Source organism: Paenisporosarcina sp. FSL H8-0542, assembly GCF_038632915.1.
GTDB lineage: Bacteria > Bacillota > Bacilli > Bacillales_A > Planococcaceae > Paenisporosarcina.
The window spans coordinates 3,284,660-3,306,352 of record NZ_CP152050.1 but is presented as its reverse complement, the minus strand read 5'-3'; the positions used below and the strand labels follow the sequence as shown (position 1 = coordinate 3,306,352).

The following is a 21,693-nucleotide window of genomic DNA, read 5'->3' as shown; positions in this document are numbered from 1 at the left end:
AATACGGAATAAATATCATGCTTTTGCTACGCATGGCTGAAAAGACAAATGGCGATAAGCCTGCCTTAGTGGAGGATGAAGAAACCATTACTTACAGACAATTATTGTCCCAATCAGAAAAGCTATCTTTCATTTTCAAGGAAAGATACAAACTTCAGAGAGGGCAGAAGGTTGCGTTTTTGTGTAAAAACCATGGATCGTTGGTTAAATCGATTTTTGCTGCTGCCCAGCTTGGACCGGATATCTATCTGCTCAATTCTGACATGAGCCAGATTCAGTTCGATCAATTAGTTAAAGACCAAGATTTTGACTTTCTTGTTTACGACGTTGAATCGAGTTCTTTGATTGAAAAATCACTTTATCGGAAAGAGAGACTTCTGAGTAAGCATGATTATTTGCCCGCAGTAAATACCTTGCTTCAAACGGAGGTTGAGGGGAACTTCAAACTCCCGAGATCTTCAACAAGCAAAATAATGTTGCTTACAGGTGGTACCACAGGAAAGTCGAAGGAAGTTGCCTATAAACCTTCCCTCTTCCATTTCTTGAATCCTTTCCTGGCTGTACTAACCAGGCTGAAGCTGTTGAATACCAAAACAGCCTATATTGCCACGCCAATATACCATGGCTATGGAATTGCGATATTGTTTTCCTACCTTGCATTAGGTAAAAAAGTGGTCATCAGTAAAGGATTTGATGCCAAAAAAGCATGTCATCTGATAAGTAAACACCGTATTGAAGTGGTTACAGTCGTCCCGTTGATGATACAAAAGATGTTAAACCACAATGTGGAAGATTTGCGTTCCCTTGTTTGTATTGCTTCAGGAGGGGCCAAGCTCAATCCGAAACTGGTGGATGAAGTCTTCAGTAAACTTGGCGATGTCTTGTACAATCTGTACGGCACTTCAGAAGCGGGGCTGAATATAATCGCAACCCCACAGGACTTGAAATATTCGGCTGCTACCATCGGAAAAAAAATTAAAGGTGTACGGTTGAATATTATGGATCATGATAAGCAGAAGGTTGCAGTTGGCACAGTCGGTCAATTTTGCATCAATAATAAATGGTCCATGAGAAACAGAACGAGTACCTGGATAGAAGCTGGTGATTTGGGTTTTCAAGATAAGAATGGATATTACTTTTTATGTGGAAGAACTGATGAACTGGTGGTTTCTGCTGGAGTGAATGTGTACCCGATTGAAGTCGAGCACGTATTGATAAAACACCCGCAGATAGAGGAAGTGGCCGTGGTAGGGATAGAAGATGAAGATTTTGGTCAGAGATTGAAAGCATTCGTATTGACAAGGAAAAATGAAGACTTGACCCAAGCTGCACTTTTAGAATGGATACGCCCTCGAGTGGCGAGGTTTCAAGTGCCAAAGGAAATCGTCTTCGTTGATCAGATGCCTTACACGCCTTTGGGGAAACTGGATAAGAAACAACTGAAGACGGAGGTGCGGAAAGAATGGATAAAAATCTGACCAAACAGAAATTGGCAAAACTATTAGCGGGAATCGAGATTGGGTATTTTGATACGTCAAAAAATTGGGGTGAGGAAACCAATGACTATTACTACAAATACTTTGACGACCCGGATCCAGAGCTTCGATCATTGTCTTTGTTGGCTTTCACTTCAATGGTTGGCAATTGGTATCATGGCCCGGCAGATGTTTTTTATACAAGTCCACATGCCATTTACTCACCGCCAACATCATTTTACTCCTTTGATGACTATTTATCGGCATTTTTAGAACATGTTTCACAGATAGAACATGACTTCCCGATTATGTATAGCTACATTGTTTATTATTTGTCCGAATTGGATAAAAAAAGAGCATTTGAACACGTTTTCCCGGAAATGGACCAGAAAATTTTCAGTCAAATGAGAACCTTATTATTTTCAGGTGAAAAGAATGTGAGACGGTCTTCATTCAATGACTTATTACGGGAAGTAGGATTGCCGACATTTTTTTCGGATTAGAAAAATTAATTATTGACGTTTTTATTGCCCTGGAAATAATGATAGATATCAGATTTAATGATTCCAGATCCTTACGAGGAGAAGAATAGCCATTCTATAAAGGAGGCTAATTCGGTTTAATAAGAAGGAGATTTCGCATGATTCGAAAAGAATATAAAAACCAAAAAAAGAAATCCAAAAAGAAATTGTTTATAAAAATCTCGGCACTCTTGGTAACGGGTCTTCTGATTACTGGTACAGCGTACGGGTTCTATTTAGTGAAAAAAGCTGAGGTAGCCGCGGAAAAATCATATGAAGCGATTAATAACCGTGAAGGTTCTATTCTTCGAGAGAAACCAGTTGAACCGATTAATGATAATGTATCCATATTATTTATTGGAGTAGATGATAGTGACGTACGTAATCAAGGAACGAATAATAGTCGATCCGATGCTTTAATGCTTGCAACTCTCAACAATAAACAAAAAGACGTGAAATTAGTCAGTATTCCAAGAGATTCTTACGTGTATATACCTGAAATAGGGTACAAAGATAAAATCAATCACGCCCTTTTTAAAGGTGGAACAAAAGCGACAATAGAGACGGTTGAGAATTTATTGGAAGTACCAGTGGACTATTACGTACGAATGAATTTCAATGCTTTTATTGATGTAGTAGACGCTTTGGATGGTATTTACGCAAATGTTCCATATGATCGATTAGAAAAAGATGAAAAAGATAATTACACCATTCAATTAACAAAGGGTTATCAAAAACTCAATGGTCGACAAGTGCTTGCTTTAGCCCGTACAAGGAAATTGGATAATGACATCGAACGTGGTAAACGTCAACAGGAAATCCTATCATCCATTGTAAAAAAAGCTTCTTCTGCCTCTTCCTTCACGAAGTACGATGATGTGATTTCAGCCGTTGGTGACAATATGAAAACGGATATGACATTTGACGAGATGAAATCTTTTCTAACTTACATAAAAGAAGGTATGCCACAAGTAGAAACCCTATCCCTTGATGGCCATGACGATAACTCAACTGGAACGTGGTATTGGCTATTAGATGATGAATCGTTGACAGACACGAAAAACTTACTTAAAAACCATCTTGAAATAAGTTCTGAAGTCGGTGACGAATAGTATTTCTACCGAAATCCAAATGTTAAACCAGTCTACATCTTCTGCCTATCCCAAGCTGAACTCTTGTTGGGAAAAATGAATTCTATTCACTATCCAGTCGGTTAGTCTCACTTCTAACCCAATTTGCCACATTGGGTCTGTCCGTAAAAAATCCGTTTATGGATCAATTATTTACCGAAAAACTTAATAGCAAGTGAAAAAAGGAGTGGCTGAATCTATCTTCAGCCGCTCCTTTTTAATGGGTTTATTAAAGTCAAAGGTTTATTAATTCTTAAAGAATATGAAGGATGGGTGTGAATGTTTTCACTTTAACTTACGCAGTAAGTTAGTTGAAAAACCTCATCATTCTTTTATTTCTTACAGATATTTCTGTACTAATCTCATTCGGCCGACTTGAATTTTTCAGGTAGCTCATTCACGACTTCCCCTGTATCCGTAAACCGTCCCTTTAGCATGTTATCTTTAACAATCTTAACAATAATCGCATTTGCCGTTTTTGAAGTGCCATCAGCCAGGGTGCTCGTTATGGTTTCTTCTGCGATAAACTCGATTTCGGAATCATTAATCGTTTCTTCATGGATAAGTAATTCCTCTTTTGACAAGTCTAGAGGTTCTTTGTCTACATCTACCCATTCGTAACCGCCATCAATTAACCACTGCCCATTTTCGTTCACTGCTGTTATATAGACATTTCCATGCCATTGAAAAAATTCATTCAATTGAAAGGTTTTCACCTTAATGAATTGTGGAGTATTTTCAATAACTTCCATCCGTGCATCCAAAGAAACTTCAGGGAAGAACCCATCTTCTCCACTTGAATAATACCAATACTGAAGCTCTTCCGGCAATTCCTTGTTAAGCATTTCGCTTGATACCAATTCCTTTATACTTTCCGGTAAGTTTTCTTGAAGTTTAGCTGCCATCACTTCTGATTGGGTACTTTCTTCATCAGAAAATGTCATCTTGCTATTCGTCTCTTTAACAATGTCTTCTATCTTTTGAAACTTATCCATGACCACTCTTATTTCAGCATCACTTAACACTTCTGGCTCTTCGTTCACAACAGGAGCTGTCTCGCCATCATCCTTCTCAGATTGTGAATCTGAATCCTCAGGAACAACTTCTTGAACATCATCTTCGCTACTTTGTTGCGAAGATGTATCGTTTACCTCGGAACAAGCAGCAACGAAAAAAAGAATTAACAATAAAAATAAGGGATTTAATATATTCTTATACATCCAATTCCTCCAATAATTACAATATTTAGGCACTTAATACAGTGTAACTGAAATGAGGTGAAAAATCTGTCACTTCAATAACATTTATGGAATGTGAAGAGAATTCATTCATCATAACAGGAGAAATTGAAGTGAATAGTCATTCATTTTATGCTAAAGTCATCTAAACAGAGAGGTTTTTCAAGAGGAGTGGGATGAATGATTTTCAAGAAAAAGGTGGAGCTGTCCGAAGTAAGTGGAGTTCAAATGGTCAATGGCAATGTGGCATTTCAAGGCGTAAACCTAAATGTGTACTGTTTTGTGTCGGACGGCGTATTAATAGATACTGGTGCAAAGTCACTCGAAAAAGAATTTCAACTATTTTTTGACCAACACGAAATCAATCAAGTCATGATTACCCACCATCATGAAGATCACACAGGTGGGGCAGCTTATCTACAACAGTTAGGAAAACCAATTTATATGCATGAACGATATATAGAAGACTGTCAGTCAAAAGCGAACTATCCTTTATATAGGAAGTTGTTCTGGGGGAAACGAGGACCATTCAATGCCGAGCCGATAAAGAGCACTTTCTCAAGCAGAGGGGCAACATGGGAGACTATTCACACCCCTGGTCATGCGCAGGATCATATGTCCTTTCTGAATAAAGAAACGGGCCAACTATTCACCGGAGACCTATATTGTCAGGAACGGACAAAAGTAGTTCTTCGAGACGAAAGCATTCCGACCCTAATCAATTCCCTGCAACGAGCCCTTACTTACGATTTCAATGAAGTATACTGCAATCATGCAGGGTACTTAAAGAACGGCAGAGACAATCTTAATCGCAAACTCGAATACCTACTGGAGCTTCAAAGCAAAATCATTGTGCTCCACAACAAAGGCCTACCACCCAAACAAATCAATAAAATCCTCTTCCCCAAGAAATATCCCATTGTACGCTTCTCAATGGGGGAATGGGATTCGTTACACATGGTGACTTCGGTTATTAAAGAAGGATACGCTAATTAGAGGATTCATTCTTAACAAACGCAGTATTTTAGTTTACGAAGGGATATACGAAATGAGTGAAAAATAAGCTTTAACCATTAAGCATCAGCTTGGCGGTATTGTTCTATTTATTCTCCAATCTTGTTCGTCTCACTTCTAACCCAATTTGCCACATCGGGTCTGTCAGTGAAAAATCCGTTTACCCCTAAATCAATTAGGAAACGCATCGTTTCTGCATCATTGACCGTGTAAGGATGAACAATCAAGTTTTTGCTGTGCATCAAATCGATGAACTTCTTAGTCACGGCAACTGAATTTACACCAACTCCCGAAGCATACTGTGAGAGTTCTTTCAGTTGTTTCTTGGGAATATGCGCTTCTTCCTCGAATGTATAAAGTTTGATCAAGGGAATGGAAGGCTCCATAGCGAATATGTTTTTTAAGCTTTTTGCGTCAAAGGACTGAATGATTACTTTTGGAATGATGTCACCCCTATTTAGGAGGTTATGTTCACGTAATTGTTTCAACAGCTCCTCTTCGATTCCTGGATACGTTTTGGGTGATTTTATTTCAATGTAATAATTGACGGTATCACCGAAATGAAGGAGAATCTCCTCCAAATCAACAATTCGCAAATCATCATAATGCGGTAGGGTGTACTCAAGATGGTTTTTATCGAACGCTTTTTCAGGAGAATGAAGCTGGATTTCATCAAACGTGACATCCGTTACCGCTTGTTGAGCGTTGTGAAAAGTGACGACAGTATCATGCATCGCTACTAATTTTCCGTCTTTCGTCATTTGAAGATCAATTTCAATGTAGTCAGCACCCATCTGGATGGCCATCTCGTATGAAGAAAGTGTGTGCTCTGCAGCATAGGCAGATGCACCGCGATGGGCAATGATCAGAAAATCATTCTTGGGAAGAGTCGTACGCTCAGTTGGAGGTTCACTAGGTGGTTGCGTGCATCCATATATGAAAAGCATGACAATAAGGAGCAACATTTTTTTCATGGATTCCAACCTCCGCACAAAAAATAAAAGAGTCCTAAAGGATATGGCGGTAAGTAGGAAAACATTCGATAACGGTCTTATTTACTTGAATTTTTTAGAGAAAACGGGCGGCTGAAGTACAATCTTCAGCCGCCCGTTTTATATGAATATGCCAATCATTTTACTGGAAATTCATAAGAAATTCAGCGTAATCTTAATACACTTTGTCACCGTTAAAAATAGAATTTTTGACGATTACATAATCCACGTTGCGGATGGCTTCTAACTTGTTTCCACCCGAATAGGAGATAGCGGATTGAAGATCTTGTTCCATTTCCATCAACGTATCTTCCAAAGAACCTTTATGCTCAACAAACATTTTCTTGCCTTCAACATTCTTCTTTTCGCCTTTTTGGAATTCCGAAGCGGAACCAAAATATTCTTTAAATAGCTTGCCATCTTTTTCAACTGTTTCTCCTGGAGATTCATCATGACCGGCAAATAATGAACCAATCATAACCATGGAAGCACCAAATCGGACTGATTTCGCAATATCGCCATGTGTACGAATACCACCATCAGCAATAATCGGCTTGCTTGCAGCTTTGGCACACCAACGAAGTGCAGCCAATTGCCAACCACCCGTTCCAAATCCGGTCTTAATCTTTGTGATACAGACTTTCCCTGGTCCAATGCCCACTTTAGTCGCATCCGCACCTGCATTCTCTAATTCTCTAACTGCTTCCGGAGTTCCGACATTTCCGGCAATAACAAAACTTTTAGGCAAGTGCTTCTTGATATGCTGAATCATCTCAATCACAGCGTTAGAATGCCCGTGAGCAATATCAATCGTGATGTATTCCGGTATAAGTTGCTCATCAGCCAATTGTTGGATGAAATGATATTCTTCTTCTTTGACTCCAACACTAATTGATGCGATTAATTCACGGGAATGCATATCTTTGATAAAGTCTACTCGCTTCTCAGGTTGAAAACGATGCATTACATAGAAGTAACCATTTTCAGCTAAGTAAATCGCAATCTTTTCGTCAATAATCGTCTGCATATTTGCTGGCACCACAGGCAACTTGAAAGTATGTTCGCCCAAAGCGACTGTTGTATCACATTCTGACCGACTATTAACTATACATTTTGCCGGAATCAATTGAATATCTTCATAATCAAACACATTTTCCATAATAAGCACCCCTAAACACGAATATTAAAGCTAAGTTAATTGTAATTGTTCGTCCATAGGGTAACTTATAACAAATTAACTTGTATGTCAAAGTTTTTATCAAGATAATGAAAGAAGTAACGTAATTCCCTCATGCTTATCTAAGCTTCTAGCAATTTTCACAATAATCGTCCTTGCTATTTCTTCGATTGCTGAACGTTTTCTTGAACAGTTCCAACAGACTCAAACTTTCTTTTGTCTGCTCTCCCTGTAAGAAATAAGACTGCATTTCAATTTGACGATCTATCTCCATTCTTTTCGCTTCCATCATTTGTTGCAATTCATAATGATTAATCATGTACTCACCTTCTCTTTTTAGTTTTTGCGTATGATCATTTCATTACATGTCATTCTAATGAAAACATGGTTTCAATTTTGACCACATTCAATATGTATATGCCATAAATAATCAAATGATACAAAAAATAAAAAAATAATTGGTAAAAATTGAACAGATGAAAGCCGTTACTTTTTGTGTTCCCAGACGTCTGTTATAGAATGCACCGTAAAAAAGGAGTGAGAAGATGAAGAAATTGTTAGTTGTAATCCTGATTTTAGGACTAGCAGGCTATGGACTTTATTATTTCGGAACCAATGTCGCTTCGGAAAAAGTGGTTGATTCCGTTTCAACGGAACTCGAGGCTAGTGGGCAAATAAATGAAGTGAAATCTTATATAGAAAATGACCCTGAACTGATGGAAATGATGAAGGAAGCCGAGTCGGCAGATGAAAGTACATTGCCTTTTACTACTAAAGGAGAAGCCACACGCGTCCTGGTCAAAAAGGTTGGCGTCACTAAGCTTCAAGATTTACAAGCAAAAGTGAAAAGTGGATCTGCATCTAAAGAAGAAGTATTGCAGGCCCTCAACGAGGACTTAACGGAAGAAGAAATGTTGGCGTTGCAAGTCATTGCTTATAAAGAAATCTATAAGAAGTAATTGATCATGGTCAGTCCAATGTGGATTGGCCATTTTTTTGTGTAAAGGACCAACTCGTCCAACCAGAGCCAACATGGACTACACATTAGTTAATAGAGAAGGCGTGGCGCGGGATAACTTAGCGAAACTTTATATTAGTTATTGTAAAAAAGAGGGATTTCTGTAACTCTTAACGAAAACAAAAATGTACACTTGCGCAATTGTTTACATGCATGAAGGAATTTATAACAAGTCATTGATAATGGACATTCAACTAGTGGGATTCATTTTGCCATCGAGATGGAAGGGATGTAACAAAGGGGAGAGCCAAATGCGTGTATCTCAAGACATAATCGACTGGATATGAACGTAAATTTCAAAGAGAAAAAGCATAATGCTAATGGGGGCTGAAGGATTGGGAAAAGTTGTTGAAATTATAGGACTTACAAAAACATTTAAAGACAATAAAGCGGTGGACGATGTTTCGTTTTCGGTTGAGAAAGGAGAAGTCGTTGCGATTCTAGGTCCTAATGGGGCTGGCAAGAGCACGACCATCCTCATGATGCTTGGCCTATTGCATCCGACAAGTGGCGAATCCAAGTTGTTCCAATCAAATGCGAAAGAAGTAAAGGTTCGTGAAAGAATAGGCGTGATGCTGCAGGAAGTCAGTCTGATGGATGGTCTAAAGGTGAAGGAAATCATCCGTCTGTTTAGAAGTTACTATCCAGAACCGCTGTCGCTCGATCAGCTAATCGGCTTAACGGGATTAAACGAAGAAGAATTGAACAAACGAACTGAAAAGCTATCGGGTGGCCAAAAACGTAGAGTCGGATTTGCTTTAGCACTTGCGGGTAATCCGGATCTTTTGTTTTTTGATGAGCCGACGGTCGGAATGGATATAGCAGCACGTAAAGTTTTTTGGGATACCGTGAGAACACTGGCCGACCAAGGAAAGACGATTCTATTTTCCACGCATTACTTGCAAGAAGCGGATGATATAGCTGACCGAATCATTTTATTCCATAAAGGAAAAATAGTTGCGGACGGAAGCCCTGAAAAAATCAAAGGCAATCTTTTGACTCAGTCTATTTCATTCATTGCCTCAAAAGTGGAATCTGAAATGCTTTTCCTTCAAGAGCCCTACGTGTCAAAAGTCCTTGAAAAGAACGGACGGATTCATGTGTTCACCAGTAACACAGATGCGGTCTTACATAAAATTTTTGAATCTAAATTTGAAGTAAGTGATATTGCGGTTGAAAAAGGACGTCTTGAGGAAGCATTTGAACAATTGACAATTGAACCGCAGGAGGTCATCTAAATGAATATGTTCCTAAATCAATGCAAAATTGAAGGTTTACGGATTTTCCGTAACCCATATTATCTTTTCTGGTCACTTTTTATGCCAATTGTGTTTTATGTGATCTTTACAAAAATCATGAATACGGATGTTCCTGACAGAGAACTATGGAATGCTCACTTCCTGATGTCCATTACGACGTTCAGTGTAATGGGAAGTGCCATCATGACGTTGGGCATACGGATGGTACAGGAACAATCACAGGGCTGGACAACATTCATGAAAGTGACGCCGCTCTCTGGAATGGTCTATTTCCTGTCGAAAATGTTGGGGCAAACGATGATTCATGTATTGTCAATTGTTGTGCTTTTCGTTGCAGGGGTTTTGATTAATGGGGTATCCTTGCCTGCGATGGACTGGATAATGTGTGGATTGTGGATTTTATTAGGTTCTATTCCTTTCCTTGGTATTGGTGTCCTGGTTGGGACAATGAAGAAGGTAGAAACAGCAAGTGGGGTCAGTAACATGGTTTATATGCTTCTGGCGATCACAGGTGGTATGTGGATGCCAATGGAAGTCTTGCCGAAAACAATCCAAACATTGGGGTCTTGGTTGCCCGCATACAATTACGGCAACGGGGCATGGGAAATCATTCGTGGAAATGTACCTGAAGTGAAAAACATAGCCATTTTGGCATTTTATCTAGTATTGTTCATGTGTCTGTCCCTGTATATTCGTAAAAAACAGCAAGCGGTGTAAGAAATCTGGCGATAAAGATTAAGTTCCTGTGATTCATTTTTTCTTTCAGCTACAAAAAGAGACTTTCAATTAATAATTAATTGAAAGTCTCTTTTTCTTTTTCATAAGCCTTCATTTTAATTTACTATTCAGAATACAATAATGTATGATGTACAGTATGAAGGTGTGCGACATACAGTATAGAGAAAGAGGTGAAATAATGAATCAACTATTGGGTTCTTTGACGACTGAATTGCGCAGGGGGACATTAACTTTGGCGGTATTGAGTCAATTGAGAACTCCACAATACGGCTATTCACTCGTCCAAAGATTGGAAAAGAACGGCATCAAAATTGATCAAAGTACACTTTATCCATTATTGAGGCGTTTAGAAAAACAAGAGCTCGTGACCAGTACATGGGAGACAACAGAGAGCAGACCGCGCCGATACTACGTATTGAGTGCATTCGGTGTGAAAATTTTTGAACAGCTAAAAGAAGAGTGGGAAAAAACATCACAAGAACTGTACGGATTATTGAAAGGAGACGAACAAGATGAAGTGGATTGATTTGTACGTCCATGAAGTTACAAGAAGGTTGCCTGAAAACACAAGGGAAGACATTGCTTTAGAATTGCGTTCTACCATAGAAGACATGCTTCCCGATGAACCGACCGAAGCTCAAGTGAAGGCAGTGCTCGCCGAGCTTGGAAATCCGTCGGTGATGGCACACAATTATTTGGATCGGCCCATGCATCTAATCGGACCGAAGTATTTCGATATATATATCAATCTGTTGAAACTTATCCTACCAATCGCATTGACAATCACTCTGATTGCCTCGGTGGCGGATGCACTTGTTTCGGTTAAAGGGGAGGAAGAAATCATAACCGTCATTCTCAACATTTTCGGAATAGCCATTTGGAAATTGTTGAGCACTGCCATGCAAACAGCGTTTTGGTTAACTTTGGTCTTTGCTGTTATTGAATGGACGGACAAATCCAGAGACCAGGCACCACTCACGATGAGTATGAAGAAATGGACTCCGGAAGATTTAAAGGACGTAAATCCAATTCCAAAGAAAAAAGCCATTCAAAAATGTATGATTTTAGGCAGTCTAATATGGACGGCCACCTGGGTAGCTATTTACTTCAACGCTGCTAAATTGGTAGGAATCTATGAAGATGGAGCGAACGGAATCAAATTTCAATTCCCCATTTTTAATCAGGAAATACTGAATTCTTACTGGCTGCTAGTAGTCCTTGTAATTGTATTGGAGGTAGCTCTGGCATTGTATAAGGGTTTTGTCGGACAATGGACGATAAAAGTTGCAAGTCTGAATACCATTACACACCTCATTACTTTGGTGGTTTTAGCGACAATCATTGGAAACGATTCGATTTTGAGTGAGCAGTTCGTTGTCTATTTGCAACAACTGAAGATTGATTCCAACCTGTATGATTGGGCATATCAAAGCATCATCATCGTGTGTGTAGTGTTTGCGGCCATTGATATTTTTGAGGGATACCGAAAAGCAAAAATTTCACTACTGGGTCCACTTAAACAATAAGCTTGGCTTTTATTAGGTTGAACATAACTTAATTGGCCATAACATGCGTAACGAAAAGCGTCCGCTTGGTGTTAAAAAAAATGAGAAACTATAACATATGCAGGCGTTAAAATTCATTTCTTATATCCAATATCAAGCAAATTAAAAGAGACTTTCAATTTATAGAGTCTCTTTTAATTATGGCTGAATTTCACTTGTAAAGCTGTTCCTTGTTTTTATCAATACTTGCAGAGTTAGGCTGAATGCCTCGCTGGGCGTGGCCAGATAAAGTAACTCAAGGTGATGAGTAAATCAATGCCGAGTACAATCGCCCATACGCAAAGAATTTGTTGAAAAGCTTCCGTTCTGTCGGCATTGCCCACCCATATTGTCAAACCGAGTAATAACCCAGCACCGATTAAAAAGGCGAAGAGATGCCTAATCCAATTGAGGAAATCTTGTTTAGCAAAAGCCATTCCCGTTTTTTTTGCGGGCTTTTTCCTGCTTTTTAGGATATAAAAACAAAACTGATCATCAGCCCAGCGAATCATCGATTTACCGTAAGCCACGGAAACCCCGATGTAGATAGCAGCAATTCCGTGTGCCATCGTGGCAGTCGAACCTCTGTACAAGTCGAATCCCGTTAATACAAGCAAAGCCAAATCCACCAAAGGTGTCATTGCTAAAAGTATAAACCCAAGTTTTTCTCTTTTTCCTATATAGCGAACAATAAGCCCACTGACGATAAATAACCAAAATAAAATTTCACAAATGACAATGGCCCAAGCAATTCCATTCATGTGCACACCTCCATGTTTTATTTAGTACGTTCGTATTAATTAAAATATACCATCAGGTTTTATTTAATACAAGTGTTCTATAAAGATTGTCTGACTGTACATTAGTAGCTATAATAAACCTATGCCAAAACAAGTGAATCACGAAGAGCGAAGACAAATTATTGCAGAAGCCACGTGGGAAATGATTATGAAGAAAGGGATTGAAGGAACAACTGTCCGTGCGATTGCCGATGAAGCAAATCTATCATTAGGTGCTTTGCGCCATTATTTTTCTTCTCAAGAAGAGCTGTTGAGCTATTCGATGGAGTTGGTGAAAGAAAGAGTGACGGAACGGATTGAGAAAAAGTTTGCACAGGACATACCAATGGATGAGTTGCTTGTTCATTTCTCTTTGGAAATTATTCCTTTGGATGACCAGTCCCGTCTCGAAATGACAGTTTGGTTCCACTTCATGGCCAACGTCCAATTCCGTCATAAATTCGAGGGAGATGATGGGATTTTGCAGGCGCTAGAGCAACTCCTTTCTCTACTGGAAGCACACGGAAGATTGAAACCAGGAATTGAACTTCAGGAAGAAATCGAAACACTGTATGCGTTGGTGGATGGACTCGCCATCCATTGCCTGTTTGCACCTGTGCGCCTGACGAGAGAGCGTATCGTTCCTATTATTGTTAAACACGTTAATCTCCTACTTCTTCATCCATTAAATAGTTCTATATTTTTGTGAATTGAACTGAAAAAGAAGCACCTCCAATCGACTGTCAATCCGATTAGGGGTGCTTTCTTTAATAACATGGATGGTATCCAGAAGAAAAACTTCTTGGATCGTATATCCATCCAAAATGCAAAAGAATTTTCAAAAAAATGAAACCGACATTCGTTTTGCTTTGTCTAACAGGTAAGAAAGAAAGAAAGAAAGGAGGGGAAGGATTTGGATAAGCAAGAAAGAGACAGATTACTGACCGCAGCAATGAATGAATATGGACATTATTTAATCCGCCTCGCCTATGCCTTTGTAAAAGATCAGACAAAAGCAGAAGATATTGTCCAAGAAGTATTTATCCGCTATTACATACACCTTGAAGACTTTGAGGGACGCTCCAGTGTCAAAACATATTTATATAGCATAACAGTCAACGAATGTCATAACTACTTTAAAAGCTGGACTTACCGAAAGACAGAACTGACCAATCTGGCGGGAGCTTTGCTTGTAAATAAACAAACTCCGGAAGACACGTTGTTAAAGAATGAAAGCATCCATTATGTAGCACAATTGATTGAAAAACTTCCCCTTAAAAATAAAGAAGTATTGTGGCTTCATTACTATGCCGAACTTTCGGTCAAAGAAATCGCAGAAGTGTTGAAGTGTTCCGCAAACACAGTGAAAACTAGATTGGCCCGAGGCCGGGAAAAAGCGAGATTAACGATGAGCGAGGAGGAGATTGAACATGCAAGAGAACATTAAACGTCAATTGGACGCTACTATACCAGAACAACTTACGTTATCCGAAGAGCACAAACGTAAAATTTTGATGGAAGCGAACCAACGAATGTCTCGACCGAACATTTTCAATCAGCGGCTTTTGAAACCCCTCGTTGGCGTGGCAATTATTGGCTTGTCCTGTTTTCTTGCATTCCCGTATATACAAGAATGGTCTGAGGAAAAAGCGTTGCATTCATCTGAACATGATTTGTTAACAGAAGTCACCATTCCAGGTGTTGAGTATGATTCGTTAATCAACGCTCACTATGTGGATGAAACAAATGAAATGATATACACCGATCATGAAGCCATTTATTCTTATTCAATTGCGACAAAGACGAAAGAGGTATTAATTGAACCAAAAGAAGACGCTCGTATTTTTAACCTGGCCGTCAATGATGAATGGCTCGTATGGGAAGAAATTAGCTCATTGAAATTATATGTATTAAATCGGACGAGTTCGGAAATCAAAGAATTTCCAAATATGGGTCTCAGTGATCTGCAAATAGAAGGAGATACATTGACATATATGTTTATGGGAAATGAAGATCACAGTTATACAGGTTATGTCGCGATGGATTTACCGACTGGAGAAACAAAAGAGATACAGGAACTGGTGAACGGATCAAATAGTAAAGCGGCTATTAATGATGGCTTGATTGTAATTCCTGAAAGACAGCAATTCGGTGAAGATGGCATGGTGACATTCTATGTACACGATTTGCAAGGATCCTCAGAAGTGAGGGAATACACGGTACCTTATGAAATGGCAGTAAATGTTACGCTGACCAACGATAAAATATTTGCTCAGCTCCAAAACGAGGATGAAGAAGTAGTCCTAGGCTATATCGATTTTAAGGACGGTAAATTTTATGAAGTAGACGTACCAACATTTGAAGCTTACGCCGTGTATGGTGATTATGTAGCCCTGAGTGTTCCAGTAAAAGATACAAATACAGTGAAATTGTTTCAATTCAAGAAAGATGGTGTTGTAGCACTTTCGACTTTCGAACAACTAAACGAACGACTCGTGAAACCCAGATTCACGAAGGACGGCACATTAGTTGTGAATGGGGAAGGTGCGCAACGCTCGATGTACCTGCATAAAGCGAATGAATCTAAATAGGTGATAGAGGATAGTCAGCCCACTCATGTTGGGTTGACTATTTTTGGTATTTTAAAAGAAAAATTTACCTATTCTGTGAAGGGAATCATCCTACTTTAGAGAATTAAGCATAGGAAGATTCATTTTGAGGGGGAATGATGATGGAATGCAGAAAGGTTTATAAAGACTTTAATATGGTAGGTATGAAAAACAGTGGAGTGTTTGCCGATTTTGGAACTTTAGTCCCTCAGTCTGCGGGTCGATTTTTAGAGCGCTCACACGAAATTCAAAATCGCTCTGACACGGAAATTGCACTTTATGAACACAAAAGAGATGAAGATCATCTGGAAGGACACTATTTTGTAGGGTTAATTGTGGATAATCATGTAAATGAAGTTCCTTCTGGCATGGATTATATTAAAGCATCTCACAATTACGCGACCACAAGAGGGAAAATAAGCGATGTAGGGGAGTTACATTTACAATTATCGAAATGGGCGGAACAGCAAGGTTTTGAAAGGAACATGGAATCTTATATTATCGAGACCTATCATCCAAGTGATAACGATGAGGAAGATGTTGAGATTTACTTACCAATTTATTAAATAGGCTCTGTTTAATTTATTGTTAATTTTCTCAAAAAGAATAAGCATATTCAAATTTCTCTCGAATATGCTTATTCTTTGAGTTAGAGAAATAGTTATTCACTTTCCTCTGGTTCATAAAGACTCCAAATGCATAATCCGTATAACGGAATTAATATCACTATACTAATGAATAATAAATTTCCCACTCACCATTTAACTATTAATACATATACGTTTTATCTTAATTTAAGACTCACTTATGCTTCCCTGATCTTGCATAAGAGCAACTTATTTTTTATCATTCTACAAATATTCCCAACTACCAATATACGGGTTAACTTTTTAAAGTGTGTGTACTTCAACTAAAGGGGTTTATTTGAAGTACAAGCAATACGAAACAGTAGTAGAAATAAAGGACTTATACAAAATTTTACTATGAGTTGAAAAAATAACACGGGTTAGTTAAAGAAACATATAAATGGGGTGGAGTATATGAGTGAACGATTTGAATTAAGTTTTAAAAATAAGGAAGTAAGAATGTGGTTCTATTTGATGGGCCCAACTGTAATTGTAGGAGGCTTAATTCTGCTTTATGGTAAACACAAATATCAATATGTTCAATTTTCAATGTTAGTAATAGCAGTGATTACCTTTTATTTATGGCGTTTTCTTTACAGGAGGAAACAGAAGAAAGAAATTAATAACCTTACTTAAGTTAAGGATGCTTTGGTTGGATTGCATACGCGGCTATTTTTACTTATTGAACTAAAGGGGTTGTATAAAAGGGACCTTATAATTCCTTAAAATAAGATCATTGAAATATTGTTGGAATTTCATAAAGAAATTCGAAAGCGGCTGAAATACAACTTCAGTCGCTTTTTTCTGTGATAATGAGTTCCAAAAAAAGGGCAAAAAGGATTCTTCATGAGCGGTCGATTTGAGGACAACTATCCTTTACAATAGGAAGATATGGTTTGGACGGGTTAGGAGTGTTTCAGAGGTGAGTGTGATAGTAAGTGAAATAACACGGTGTAACTTAGCCGTGAGCAGCCGGTTTAAGAAAAATAAACCGAAAATGGCTGAAGAGATGACGAACTTGTTGAATGTGTCTCCAGTTGTGGATGTTCATATGGAACGCCTTTCAGATGGACAGACGAATCAAAAACGCGTGTCTTTATATATAGAGTCAGAAGCCATTGAAGGTACGCCAGTCATGGAGTGCGAATGGATTGGTAACGGACTTGAGGTCGTTCATTTCTATATAACTAAAAAGCGTATTCAATTAGGAAATAACCGCCATTTGCAGATGAGGATGGCATTTGACCGTAAAGGTTTGGTGTCTACGGAAATGACGCTCGCTCTTTATAGGATTATTCAGTCTCTACCTATTGCTTCCGACCGATCGGAGTACGTAAAAAAACGGATTTCGAGCTGGGAATCTTATTTACGGGTAATGGAGCGTAATGCAGATGTCGAAAGACTTGAAATTGGAATCCGTAATGCCCGATTAAGTATGGATTTCCGTAAAGTCACATTTGAGCTTCATAAGCTGCCGAATGGGTTTGATAAGTATTACAAAAAGTCGGCTGTTAAGTTAGTAGCGACGAACCAAAGTCTTGGGAATGTTGTGCAGGTGCAAATGGGCAAACGAACCATTGATGTAGAACTTGCCAAGGATCTTCAGGAAAAAGCACGAACGGGAAAATGGCGAGTGCCGGCAAACGGAAAGCTTGCATTCGATAATGTAGCGGAAATGGCACAAATTAATCGTTTGAAAGATGGGTTCAAGCGTCTGGAAAATGGCTGGGCAGTTAATCCGAACCTGGAAAAGCTGTTATTCGAGAAACGTCCGACTGTGAGAAAAGGGAAGGTTCCGGAAGACTTAACCTTCAAGCAAAATCTGAATGAATTTCAACGACAGGCAGTAGAAGGCGCGATTGCCGCACAGGATATGTATGTCATACAAGGGCCACCCGGAACAGGAAAGACCACGGTTATTTCTGAAATTTGTTATCAGCATGCGAAAATGGGTTTGAAAACGCTAGTAGCATCACAATCGAATTTGGCGGTTGATAATGCACTGGGTAAATTACTGACGGATCAGGACATACGAATTTTACGAATCGGTCGAAGTGAAAGCATCGAGGAAGAAGGGCAGCGTTTTGTTGAAGAACAAGTTGCTCTTTACTGGAAGCAACAGACGCTTTTGTCGATCCAGACGCATGTAAATCAGTTTGAAAAAGAGGGACAGGTTCTTCTTACTTCTATTAAAGAAACTGAAGCAACAATCGACCGTCTGAAGGGTGAAATAGAGACTCTTGAAACGAAGAAAACGGAAAAGAATCAAGCCAAAGAAAATTTGAACAGACTTCAGCACGAACTGAAGTCAAGTCAGTCATACGTTCAAGAGTTGAAGCGAAAAAAAGATCAATTTGATTTTCAATTGATTATGAGTCAGGACATTTTTGAGGATGCAAAAAGCCGATATGAACGGTTGAATGACCAAGTATCTCTTTTTTCGGGCACAGATGAATTTGCTAAACTTCACATTAAACTCAATGATGAAGTTCAAGTACTTCAAAAACAGTTAGCATATTTACAAACGGCAACATCTCTTCAACAGAGAAGAAATGAGCATCAGGATCATGTGGACCAATTGAAGATGGCCTCTGCTCAGCTAGCGACTTTAGAACATATAGCGAAGCAAATCCCAAATGTTAAGAAAATCCCTGAATTACAAAAGTTGATGGGGCAGGAATCATGGGCTCGTTCTTCTGAAATCAACTCGATTCTTCATCATATGGAACAGTTGCGTATGAACTATCAAGCTTCGATTCAAACTGGGAATCATTCCGAAGTGGATGACACGTTGAATAAAGCCATTATTTATGCAGAACAGCAACTAAACGCGCATCAATACAATATGAAGATGCTCGCAAAAAAGATATCGATGATGCCTCATGTTGTTGGAGTGAAGCTTGAAGATCGGTATGTAAAAAAAGTGGTAGACGCATTTCGGGATTATGCCAAACAAATGAACGCATTCCGGGAGCCGTTAAATCAAACGGACCGACAAAAATTGTCGGCAATTTATGAACATATGATGGTCCTGAAAGCATCCAGAAATGTTGGATTAACACGTAATGGTGCACAAGGAAACGCGCAAATAAAGAATGAAATTTTGACTTCATTTGAACAGCTGAAAGAAGTCGTTGGACAAACTCTTGTAACACGTCTGCAGGAGTTAGCTTCAGAGACCACTTTATTGACTCCAAAACTTTCTGCACTGGTTGAAGAAATTGATTCTATTGAAAAGAATCTTTCCGGTATGCGTGAAACGATACCCAATCAAGAAGTACTTGTTCCAATGGTCGAAATCAAAAAGGCTCTTGTGGAAAAAGAGGCAGAGCTTGAGCGGATGGGAACAGAAGAGAGCTACGTAGAAGGTTTGGTACAAGCAACTTCCGTGCAACAAGAGGTTATGCAAAAACGTGAAAACGAAATGAACCTAATCCAAGATACGATGGCAGATTTAGCACAAAAATTGACTGACGAACAGTTCAAGCAATCGACGATCAATAAAGAAGTGACCGACCTTGAAGTAATTATCAGTATCGATGTAGATGCTTTATTGAACGAAGTGAAAACGAACTTCGAGAAAACGTCAGCACAATTAATCGAATTAAAACGAAAAGAAACTTTCCTGAACGTTTCCAACGACATTCGTCTCGAGTGGCAGGATATGCTGGGACAATCAACTGCTTATGATATGGATGAAATCAAGAAATTGTATATTCAGTATGCGAATGTGATTGGTGTAACGTGTTCGATTTCGGCAAGTAAGGATTTTGTGACACAGTATCCCGATTTTGATGTGGTCATTATTGATGAAGTATCAAAAGCAACACCACCTGAATTACTTCTGCCGATGTTAAAAGGGAAGAAAATCATTTTGGTTGGCGATCATCATCAACTGCCTCCGTTGGTCGGACAGGACACGATGGACGAAGTGCTCGAAGATATGACTGATGCACAAGAGAAAGCTGATTTGACATCGATTTTGAAAGAATCTATTTTTGAACGATTGTTCAATGATTTGCCTGAAGACAGCAAGGCAACGCTTCGCATTCAATACCGAATGCATGAGCACATAATGGAAACAATCAACCCATTCTACCGTGAAAACAATTACGGATTGGAATGCGGACTGGCTGATTCGAACAAAGATCGTGATCACTTGCTGGATGGCAAGCTGTTCAAACGTGGGCAGCATATCATTTGGTACGATATGCCGAATGAGCAAGGATTTCTTGAGGAGCGGGAGCAGCATAGCCGTAGCTATTACAATGCAGCTGAGCTGAAACAAATCCGTGAATTATTACTGGATTTGGATCAGGCGACGGCTCACGCGAAAAAGGATGGCCGTCTGAATGCCAACGTGAAGAAGAAAGTAGGCGTCATAAGTTTTTACGGGGAACAAGTGAAAAAAGTGGATCGTCTTCTCAGCCAAGAACTCGACCTGCCTCACCTTCATTGCCGAACAGGAACAGTCGATAAATTCCAAGGGATGGAAATGGATGTTATCATTCTGAGCTTCGTGCGTAATCATCACCAGAAGGATGGGAACATTGGGTTCTTAAAGGATTACCGACGATTAAACGTGGCACTTTCTCGAGCACGTGAACTTCTTATGATTGTCGGCAGTGCGGACATGTTCACGAAAAAAGCCCACGGCGAATCCCAAAAGATCATGTTCCAACACGTATTGAATGTCGTAGAGAAATACGAGGGATTGAAACAATTGGAAACTAACGCAGGCAGGAAGTGATTTTATGAGCAAACAACTTGATACAGAAATGTCGAAAGTATCGACCGTGTTGCTGGAACAACGCCATCTGCGCTTGCTTGGAAGTGAGAGTTGGGGGTTTCCGCTTCAACTTGCGAACATTCAGATGACAACGGGTATCCGAAGTCAAATGGATGTCCTGATGAAAATGATCTTGAAGATTTTGGGGAAACTGGACGTCAAACACACTGAAGAAATCAGCGAATTGCTGGCGGTGGAAAACATTTTTGTGGATCATATGCTGAAGCTGATGATACAAAATCAGATGGTTGAGTTAAATGAAGGTTTCTATCGGCTGACCGACCTTGGGATTGAACAACTGAAAGTAGGTACGTTCGTGCATGATTCCTTAGAGGAAGAGGTCGAAGTTGCATTTAGTCCCTATCATAACGATGCTCTCATTCGAGATACCAATCAAACGTCAGTAGAGGCAGACGATCAACTTCCTGATTATCGTTTTGGTGAAGACAACAATCAATTAAATGTGAACGAACTGAAAGACTCACAAATAATACAAATCATCGAGGACTCGGGCTTCGAATTTATAGTGGAGAACGGTCAGAAACAGATTGAAGAGATTTGCACAATTGAACTGCAAGACACATTACGAGTAGCTTGCTTCGAATTCCACATGCATGACACAACTGAAGATACTGTTTTTATACGTGTCTGGAATACGTGGACGGGCCAATTCGATGTGAAATTTGAAACGGAACTTAATCAGAAGGAAGCAAGCCGTCTAAGAAAACACTACTTTGATCAACCGACATCATAACTTTTATATAAGCTCTGATAAACTATATTG

Annotated in this window: 21 protein-coding genes; 16 read left to right on the top strand and 5 right to left on the bottom strand. The window is 39.2% G+C overall.

Annotated elements, in window-relative coordinates; translation table 11 throughout:
* Positions 1-32: 32 nt before the first annotated feature.
* The 3 genes from MHH33_RS16605 (at position 33) to MHH33_RS16595 (ending at position 3,108) form a co-directional block, all read left to right on the top strand.
* Positions 33-1,478 carry an AMP-binding protein gene (locus tag MHH33_RS16605; RefSeq protein WP_342542396.1) on the top strand — a complete coding sequence of 482 codons (1,446 nt, stop codon included), beginning with the start codon at positions 33-35 and terminating at the stop codon, positions 1,476-1,478.
* On the top strand, positions 1,463-1,978 hold the full coding sequence (locus tag MHH33_RS16600; RefSeq protein WP_016428637.1) for a hypothetical protein: 516 nt from the start codon (positions 1,463-1,465) through the stop codon (positions 1,976-1,978). Before MHH33_RS16605 ends, MHH33_RS16600 begins: the two co-directional genes overlap by 16 nt.
* 137 nt (positions 1,979-2,115) lie before the next feature.
* Complete coding sequence (locus tag MHH33_RS16595) at positions 2,116-3,108, top strand: LCP family protein (RefSeq protein ID WP_342542395.1); 993 nt, start codon at positions 2,116-2,118, stop codon at positions 3,106-3,108.
* A gap of 380 nt (positions 3,109-3,488) precedes the next feature.
* Here the strand turns inward: MHH33_RS16595 and MHH33_RS16590 are convergent, their stop codons facing one another.
* Positions 3,489-4,346, bottom strand: a complete 858-nt coding sequence (locus MHH33_RS16590; RefSeq protein WP_342542394.1) for a hypothetical protein — start codon at positions 4,344-4,346, stop codon at positions 3,489-3,491.
* Positions 4,347-4,592: 246 nt separating this feature from the next.
* Here MHH33_RS16590 and MHH33_RS16585 point away from each other — a divergent pair, with 246 nt between their 5' ends.
* Positions 4,593-5,360 (top strand): MBL fold metallo-hydrolase, encoded by a 768-nt coding sequence (locus tag MHH33_RS16585; RefSeq protein WP_342543796.1) that lies wholly within the window; start codon positions 4,593-4,595, stop codon positions 5,358-5,360.
* Between the two features lie 107 nt (positions 5,361-5,467).
* On the opposite strand, the gene MHH33_RS16580 is transcribed toward MHH33_RS16585, so the two are convergent.
* The 3 genes from MHH33_RS16580 to MHH33_RS16570 all read right to left on the bottom strand — a co-directional run bounded on the left by MHH33_RS16580 (position 5,468) and on the right by MHH33_RS16570 (position 7,866).
* Positions 5,468-6,352, bottom strand: coding sequence for a glycerophosphodiester phosphodiesterase family protein (locus MHH33_RS16580; protein ID WP_342542393.1), 885 nt, complete (start codon positions 6,350-6,352; stop codon positions 5,468-5,470).
* A gap of 193 nt (positions 6,353-6,545) precedes the next feature.
* Positions 6,546-7,529, bottom strand: coding sequence for a GMP reductase (gene guaC, locus MHH33_RS16575; RefSeq protein WP_016428632.1), 984 nt, complete (start codon positions 7,527-7,529; stop codon positions 6,546-6,548).
* Between the two features lie 148 nt (positions 7,530-7,677).
* Positions 7,678-7,866, bottom strand: a complete 189-nt coding sequence (locus MHH33_RS16570; protein ID WP_016428631.1) for a hypothetical protein — start codon at positions 7,864-7,866, stop codon at positions 7,678-7,680.
* A 226-nt stretch (positions 7,867-8,092) separates the two neighbouring features.
* Here MHH33_RS16570 and MHH33_RS16565 point away from each other — a divergent pair, with 226 nt between their 5' ends.
* From MHH33_RS16565 to MHH33_RS16545, 5 genes are all read left to right on the top strand, one after another.
* Positions 8,093-8,506: a hypothetical protein gene (locus MHH33_RS16565; protein WP_016428630.1), complete on the top strand. Its 414-nt coding sequence runs from the start codon at positions 8,093-8,095 to the stop codon at positions 8,504-8,506.
* Between the two features lie 394 nt (positions 8,507-8,900).
* Entirely contained in the window at positions 8,901-9,803 is a 903-nt protein-coding gene (locus MHH33_RS16560; RefSeq protein WP_342542392.1) for an ABC transporter ATP-binding protein, read from the top strand.
* Positions 9,804-10,541 (top strand): ABC transporter permease, encoded by a 738-nt coding sequence (locus MHH33_RS16555; protein ID WP_342542391.1) that lies wholly within the window; start codon positions 9,804-9,806, stop codon positions 10,539-10,541. It abuts the gene before it with no gap.
* A 199-nt stretch (positions 10,542-10,740) separates the two neighbouring features.
* Positions 10,741-11,088, top strand: coding sequence for a helix-turn-helix transcriptional regulator (locus MHH33_RS16550; protein ID WP_016428627.1), 348 nt, complete (start codon positions 10,741-10,743; stop codon positions 11,086-11,088).
* Positions 11,075-12,088, top strand: a complete 1,014-nt coding sequence (locus tag MHH33_RS16545; RefSeq protein WP_342542390.1) for a hypothetical protein — start codon at positions 11,075-11,077, stop codon at positions 12,086-12,088. Before MHH33_RS16550 ends, MHH33_RS16545 begins: the two co-directional genes overlap by 14 nt.
* Positions 12,089-12,321: 233 nt before the next feature.
* Here MHH33_RS16545 and MHH33_RS16540 read toward each other — a convergent pair whose 3' ends face one another.
* Positions 12,322-12,867, bottom strand: coding sequence for a hypothetical protein (locus MHH33_RS16540; RefSeq protein ID WP_342542389.1), 546 nt, complete (start codon positions 12,865-12,867; stop codon positions 12,322-12,324).
* A gap of 121 nt (positions 12,868-12,988) precedes the next feature.
* Here MHH33_RS16540 and MHH33_RS16535 point away from each other — a divergent pair, with 121 nt between their 5' ends.
* The 7 genes from MHH33_RS16535 to MHH33_RS16505 all read left to right on the top strand — a co-directional run bounded on the left by MHH33_RS16535 (position 12,989) and on the right by MHH33_RS16505 (position 21,663).
* Positions 12,989-13,594, top strand: coding sequence for a TetR family transcriptional regulator C-terminal domain-containing protein (locus MHH33_RS16535; RefSeq protein WP_342542388.1), 606 nt, complete (start codon positions 12,989-12,991; stop codon positions 13,592-13,594).
* A gap of 204 nt (positions 13,595-13,798) precedes the next feature.
* Positions 13,799-14,332 carry a sigma-70 family RNA polymerase sigma factor gene (locus MHH33_RS16530; protein WP_342542387.1) on the top strand — a complete coding sequence of 178 codons (534 nt, stop codon included), beginning with the start codon at positions 13,799-13,801 and terminating at the stop codon, positions 14,330-14,332.
* Positions 14,316-15,476 carry a hypothetical protein gene (locus tag MHH33_RS16525; protein ID WP_342542386.1) on the top strand — a complete coding sequence of 387 codons (1,161 nt, stop codon included), beginning with the start codon at positions 14,316-14,318 and terminating at the stop codon, positions 15,474-15,476. Before MHH33_RS16530 ends, MHH33_RS16525 begins: the two co-directional genes overlap by 17 nt.
* Positions 15,477-15,610: 134 nt before the next feature.
* A complete protein-coding gene (locus MHH33_RS16520; RefSeq protein WP_342542385.1) occupies positions 15,611-16,060 on the top strand; it encodes a GyrI-like domain-containing protein in 450 nt (149 codons plus the stop codon).
* A 474-nt stretch (positions 16,061-16,534) separates the two neighbouring features.
* A complete protein-coding gene (locus tag MHH33_RS16515; protein WP_342542384.1) occupies positions 16,535-16,756 on the top strand; it encodes a hypothetical protein in 222 nt (73 codons plus the stop codon).
* A gap of 286 nt (positions 16,757-17,042) precedes the next feature.
* On the top strand, positions 17,043-20,870 hold the full coding sequence (locus tag MHH33_RS16510) for an AAA domain-containing protein (protein ID WP_342542383.1): 3,828 nt from the start codon (positions 17,043-17,045) through the stop codon (positions 20,868-20,870).
* Between the two features lie 4 nt (positions 20,871-20,874).
* Positions 20,875-21,663, top strand: coding sequence for a hypothetical protein (locus MHH33_RS16505; RefSeq protein ID WP_342542382.1), 789 nt, complete (start codon positions 20,875-20,877; stop codon positions 21,661-21,663).
* The last annotated feature ends 30 nt before the right edge of the window (positions 21,664-21,693 follow it).

Bases quoted from the DNA above. Each gene is read 5' to 3' on its own strand.
- MHH33_RS16605 (WP_342542396.1), top strand. From the start codon at position 33: ATGGCTGAAAAGACAAATGGCGATAAGCCTGCCTTAGTGGAGGATGAA.
- MHH33_RS16600 (WP_016428637.1), top strand. From the start codon at position 1,463: ATGGATAAAAATCTGACCAAACAGAAATTGGCAAAACTATTAGCGGGA.
- MHH33_RS16595 (WP_342542395.1), top strand. From the start codon at position 2,116: ATGATTCGAAAAGAATATAAAAACCAAAAAAAGAAATCCAAAAAGAAA.
- MHH33_RS16590 (WP_342542394.1), bottom strand. From the start codon at position 4,346: ATGTATAAGAATATATTAAATCCCTTATTTTTATTGTTAATTCTTTTT.
- MHH33_RS16585 (WP_342543796.1), top strand. From the start codon at position 4,593: ATGGTCAATGGCAATGTGGCATTTCAAGGCGTAAACCTAAATGTGTAC.
- MHH33_RS16580 (WP_342542393.1), bottom strand. From the start codon at position 6,352: ATGAAAAAAATGTTGCTCCTTATTGTCATGCTTTTCATATATGGATGC.
- guaC (WP_016428632.1), bottom strand. From the start codon at position 7,529: ATGGAAAATGTGTTTGATTATGAAGATATTCAATTGATTCCGGCAAAA.
- MHH33_RS16570 (WP_016428631.1), bottom strand. From the start codon at position 7,866: ATGATTAATCATTATGAATTGCAACAAATGATGGAAGCGAAAAGAATG.
- MHH33_RS16565 (WP_016428630.1), top strand. From the start codon at position 8,093: ATGAAGAAATTGTTAGTTGTAATCCTGATTTTAGGACTAGCAGGCTAT.
- MHH33_RS16555 (WP_342542391.1), top strand. From the start codon at position 9,804: ATGAATATGTTCCTAAATCAATGCAAAATTGAAGGTTTACGGATTTTC.
- MHH33_RS16550 (WP_016428627.1), top strand. From the start codon at position 10,741: ATGAATCAACTATTGGGTTCTTTGACGACTGAATTGCGCAGGGGGACA.
- MHH33_RS16545 (WP_342542390.1), top strand. From the start codon at position 11,075: ATGAAGTGGATTGATTTGTACGTCCATGAAGTTACAAGAAGGTTGCCT.
- MHH33_RS16540 (WP_342542389.1), bottom strand. From the start codon at position 12,867: ATGAATGGAATTGCTTGGGCCATTGTCATTTGTGAAATTTTATTTTGG.
- MHH33_RS16535 (WP_342542388.1), top strand. From the start codon at position 12,989: ATGCCAAAACAAGTGAATCACGAAGAGCGAAGACAAATTATTGCAGAA.
- MHH33_RS16525 (WP_342542386.1), top strand. From the start codon at position 14,316: ATGCAAGAGAACATTAAACGTCAATTGGACGCTACTATACCAGAACAA.
- MHH33_RS16520 (WP_342542385.1), top strand. From the start codon at position 15,611: ATGATGATGGAATGCAGAAAGGTTTATAAAGACTTTAATATGGTAGGT.
- MHH33_RS16515 (WP_342542384.1), top strand. From the start codon at position 16,535: ATGAGTGAACGATTTGAATTAAGTTTTAAAAATAAGGAAGTAAGAATG.
- MHH33_RS16505 (WP_342542382.1), top strand. From the start codon at position 20,875: ATGAGCAAACAACTTGATACAGAAATGTCGAAAGTATCGACCGTGTTG.